Annotated in this window: 2 protein-coding genes; one reads left to right on the forward strand and one right to left on the reverse strand. The window is 38.0% G+C overall.

All coding sequences use genetic code 11. The features are described from left to right. Positions 1–241: 241 nt before the first annotated feature. Positions 242–2,653, reverse strand: coding sequence for an aminotransferase class I/II-fold pyridoxal phosphate-dependent enzyme (locus VKY50_RS06245; protein ID WP_324299974.1), 2,412 nt, complete (start codon positions 2,651–2,653; stop codon positions 242–244). 260 nt (positions 2,654–2,913) lie between these two features. On the opposite strand from VKY50_RS06245, the gene VKY50_RS06250 reads away from it, so the two are divergent. Then, positions 2,914–3,279: a DUF7793 family protein gene (locus VKY50_RS06250; protein WP_324299976.1), complete on the forward strand. Its 366-nt coding sequence runs from the start codon at positions 2,914–2,916 to the stop codon at positions 3,277–3,279. The last annotated feature ends 98 nt before the right edge of the window (positions 3,280–3,377 follow it).

Here is a 3,377-nt window from a genome sequence, read left to right on the forward strand (position 1 = left end):
CGAATCACTTCCCTGGCATATCGTTCACTCTTGCCTGTGATCCAACTAATGTCTTTGCTATAGATACATATCCGTTTCATATCTTAGGTTTTGTGAGGGACATATCCATCAAAAAAACTTAAAACTTGAAAAGAGACCCGTAATTACACATAGCTACCTACATATAATAATTCCAATGTATTATTAAATTTAAACAAATCATGAATTAAGAAACTTTAGTTTCCTAATTCTAAAACTCTCATTACATATTATGTATCAATTCCAAGGTATAATTATCTTCTGCCTGTACATACGCTACAATCTTATCATTCTTGGCACCAACTTTTCGCTTTTCAAAAGCGGCAGTAACCCCAAAATCAATGGATCTATAGTTCAGTGCCGTAGCTCTTAATATGGTTTGATATAGTAGCTGTCGATAGGTCTGATAGGTATTTGAAAACGCATAATCCATCCCAATCAAACTGGGTACATAAACCCTCCGAACCTCATTCTTATAACAAAACATGATGCCTGCCATAGGTTTGGTTTGCAAATACGGCCCATCTACTAATCGCAAGACAAGAAACTCCCACAATGGATGCCGGTTCATGCTTTCAAATAATTCAAATGGATAGCTAAAGGTATTTAAACCATAATTCCTGTCCTTAACTTGTTTGTACAGTTCATAAGCATATACCAACTCCTTTGAAGATAGGTCACCTTGAATCGCAATCTCAAATTTCGAAGTGTAAGCTGCGATATCTTTTTTAAAATGCTGCCTGGAACGCTTGGATAACGAAGTTATATAAGACGTACTATCATTCCAATCTATTTGAGTGATTTTACTGCTGTCGGGCAAATCTATTTTAATAAATCCCTTTGCATGGAAAAAGTGTTTCAAAACATGATCCTCAGCCGGAAAATCCCGTAACATGGTCGTACGTATCTGTGCATCTCTATTTAGTCCTTCAACTGCGTTTAATAAGGTTTCCATAGCAACTTTCCATTGAACATGCTCACAATTTACAAAACACTGACTACCTTCTGTAAAAAGTGATCCCATACTCATAACCTTGGAAGTCAAATATCTTGGAGCCGCTTTTCTTAACTCCTCTATTTTTCGTGAAACGGCTTCTGTGGCCAACATGTCATCCTTCATGATGGCCGACGTGAAAAAGGTCATGACTATGGGGTTCTCTTCTGAGTCTTTAACTACAAAATAATGGAATCCCCAACGGTGGATCTCTTCTTTGGCTGCTTTAAATACGCCTTCCAAAAACCGTAGCCCCTCCCAATCAAAACAGTTGTGCCCCATATAACGATTCCATAACTTCTTGTCAATGGCTTCAATACTGGTTTCATGTGTAAGATATAAATCTTGAACAGGCTTGTTGCTTAGAACTTGTTTTTTTACCCCTTTTTTAAACTGCATCAACACCTGTTCCCTAGTGGTTCTCGTTTCTTCCAATGCTTTAGGGTAATGGTACATCATGGCCGATACCAAGGCCTGTATATCTGCTTTTTTATTGTGCCTGGAAATGGTAATTCTCACCCCGGTATTTTTTACGGGGACTGCTGGATAAAGCCCCAAGTTTACAAAGAACCCTTCGTCCATCAATCGCTTGACAAATCGGTATCCCGTGTCTGGCATTCCTGTTCCAATATAAAAGACTGGGGTGTTATTGTCTTCTATCAAAGGTAAATCTGTCTTTAACAATAACTGATTAAAATAAACAATTTTCTCCATCAGCTCTTTTTGCAAATCATAAATCTCTGGCGATAAATGAATTTTGGCCGAAGCAACTGCCGCTGCTACAGCACTGGGTTCCAATTGGGCTGAAAAAGTCAAAGGGCCTCCAAAGTTTTTAATCCTGCGATGTAAATCCCGGTTCGGACAAACCAAAAAAGCACCACTAGCCCCAAAGGTCTTACTCAAAGTGCCAAACAAAAGTACCTGCTCTGGTAAGTCTTGATAAGCATCCATAATAAACCCTGTACCATGGGGCCCCTTCCAACTCATACCATGCACATCATCATAATATAAATGCAATTGTGGATATAACCTACAAAGCTTCTTCAAGTCCGCTATGGGTGCTGCATCACCATACATGGAATACACCCCGTCTGCCATATACCAAATGTGTTTGTGTTTTCCCCTTAGCTTTTTGATTCGGTCTTCCAACATTCCCATATGGTTATGTCTAATCATCTCTACTGGAACACCTCTTAATTTTAGCATCTGAGTGGCTTGCTGTACACTCCAATGTACTTGATGATCCAATATAATGGCATCTTCATCCCTTACAACACTTGGTATAACAGCCATATGCCCCAAAGTGCTATTTTTGGTAATAATTATCGGATTCTGATACATGCTTGTAAGTGCCTCCTCTAATTCAGCATACAATGGATGGGAAATATAGGTCTTCGATAGAGGAAATTGTGTGCCATAATGCTCAATAGCGTCAATGGCTGCCTGCTTCAACCTGGGGTCTTGTTCTAATCCCAAATAACCGGTCGTACCAAAATGGTAGAGTGTCTTGCCGTTTATGCTCAGGTGTCGACCACTTAAGGATGCTCCTTCTGCATATAAATGTACCACCCCTTGGTCTTTGGCGTGTCCAATAACTTCATCTATGGTATCCATAAAATGATTGTGCTTAATTTTTGCCATAAGTTTGAGTTTAGTTATACATGTTCTGATACGTTTCTCAGAATTTCCTCAAAAGCTATGAAAAAACCAATTGCGCCAATAATTCTTGGCTTGTAACAAGCCTAATTAATCCCTATAAGTAAAAAAATTATCCCTATTACCAAAGAAAGACTGAATAAGCCCCTGAAACCATTTCTAAAAACAAGATCACTAAATAGAACTGAATCCCTTAATCGTAATTTTTTTATTAATTTAGAAGTGTCCTACTAATCCCTTTACTTATGAAAGAAACCATATACGCTAAATTTTGGGTGGCTGATGGCATTATGTTTTTTATTTACAAACCCATTGCTTATTTAGACTTTCAAACGGCAAAAATGATTGTTGATCAAAGATTGAGGTTTCAAAAAGAAACGCAATACCCTATTCTTTGTGACACTCAAGGCATAAAAAACTCCGCTAAATCAGCCCGTGATTATCTGGCCAATGAAGGCTCAACGTTTGCCAAAGCTGTTGCAATTGTGGATAATAGACATATTGCAAATGTTATGTTACGTTTTTATCTTATAAAGAACAAACCTTTGGTACCTTCCAAAATCTACAAAACACAAGAAGACGCCTTGATTTTTTTAAATACGTTTAAATAATGGAAAGCCACATCAATAAATCCCGAATTGAACACATCTATAACCTCTTACTTAAAATGGCTGAAGGGGATTTTTCTTTTGAGATTGAGCGAACGGAT

The organism is Galbibacter sp., from assembly GCF_035306585.1.
GTDB lineage: Bacteria > Bacteroidota > Bacteroidia > Flavobacteriales > Flavobacteriaceae > Galbibacter.

Coding starts and splice junctions, on each gene's coding strand:
- VKY50_RS06245 (WP_324299974.1), bottom strand. CDS start 2,653: ATGGCAAAAATTAAGCACAATCATTTTATGGATACCATAGATGAAGTT.
- VKY50_RS06250 (WP_324299976.1), top strand. CDS start 2,914: ATGAAAGAAACCATATACGCTAAATTTTGGGTGGCTGATGGCATTATG.